The sequence below is a fragment of the Aerococcus sp. 150760013-2 genome (genome assembly GCF_053627715.1).
In genome coordinates, this window is record NZ_JBSEYI010000033.1 from 1 (window position 1) to 1,114 (window position 1,114).

General features: G+C 37.3%; 1 protein-coding gene. It reads left to right on the forward strand.

Going from position 1 to position 1,114, the window contains the following annotated elements; genetic code table 11:
* Positions 1–103: 103 nt before the first annotated feature.
* Positions 104–1,105: an IS30 family transposase gene (locus tag ACUW85_RS09540; RefSeq protein WP_149256667.1), complete on the forward strand. Its 1,002-nt coding sequence runs from the start codon at positions 104–106 to the stop codon at positions 1,103–1,105.
* The last annotated feature ends 9 nt before the right edge of the window (positions 1,106–1,114 follow it).

Genomic DNA, 1,114 nt, shown 5'->3' on the forward strand with positions numbered 1-1,114 from the left:
GGACGAATTTACAATTTAAGTGCAACAACAATAATAAAATAAAAAAGATCCATAGTTTTCCTATAAAATAGATGTACCAACCAACTATTAGAAGGAGAAAGCTATGAATCCATACACACATCTTACCATGAATGAGCGAGAAACAATATTCCTAATGTATGAACAAGGCGAAACTATCGGGCATATATCCGAGACCCTGGACCGTTCTAAATCGACTATCTCAAGAGAATTACATCGTAATTCAAACAAGGATGGCAGTTATTCACCGTCAACTGCTCATGGAGAGTATAAACGTAGAAAACAACTATGTGGCAGACATCGCACGCTAGATAAAGACTCTATTTTCCAGTTGGTCAAACGACTATTTCTCAACGAACAATGGTCTCCAGAACAAATTTCTGGTCGTTTGAACCTTGAAAATTCCAAAAATAAAATCAGTTATAATACTATCTATCGTGCAATTTATCGTGGCGACTTCGATGAGCCTGGTTTATCAACCGGTAATCGAGGCGCTATCCGTAAATTAAGACACAGAGGTAAAACACGCCATTCTAAAAATCACGTAGAGAGAAGAGGAAAGATCCCTATCTCCAATACGATTCATGAACGACCAGATGGCGCTAATGAACGAACTGAGATTGGTCATTGGGAAGCAGATACAGTTGCAGGTCAAACTGGTAAAGCGTGCTTAGTAACGTTAGTTGATAGAAAATCTAGGTTATTACTAATCGGTAAATCTGAGAAGAAAGCTTCTAAGCCGGTAGTTGACCAAATGATTAAATTACTACAAGGTATTGATTCTAATTTTTGTAAAACCATTACACCTGACCGTGGTAAAGAATTCAGTCAACACGCCCGATTGACTGAGGAATTAAATAATACGCAAATTTTTTTTCCAGATCCTCATGCCCCTTGGCAAAGAGGATCTAATGAGAATACAAATGGACTCCTTAGAGAGTACTCACCGAAAGGTGTTGATTTGACAGATGCAACTGATGAAGAGATACAAGGTTGGGCAACGAAATTAAATACACGTCCCAAAAAATGTTTGAATTGGAAAACACCTTATGAAATCTTTTATAAAACTGTGTTGCACTTAATTTGACAAATTAAG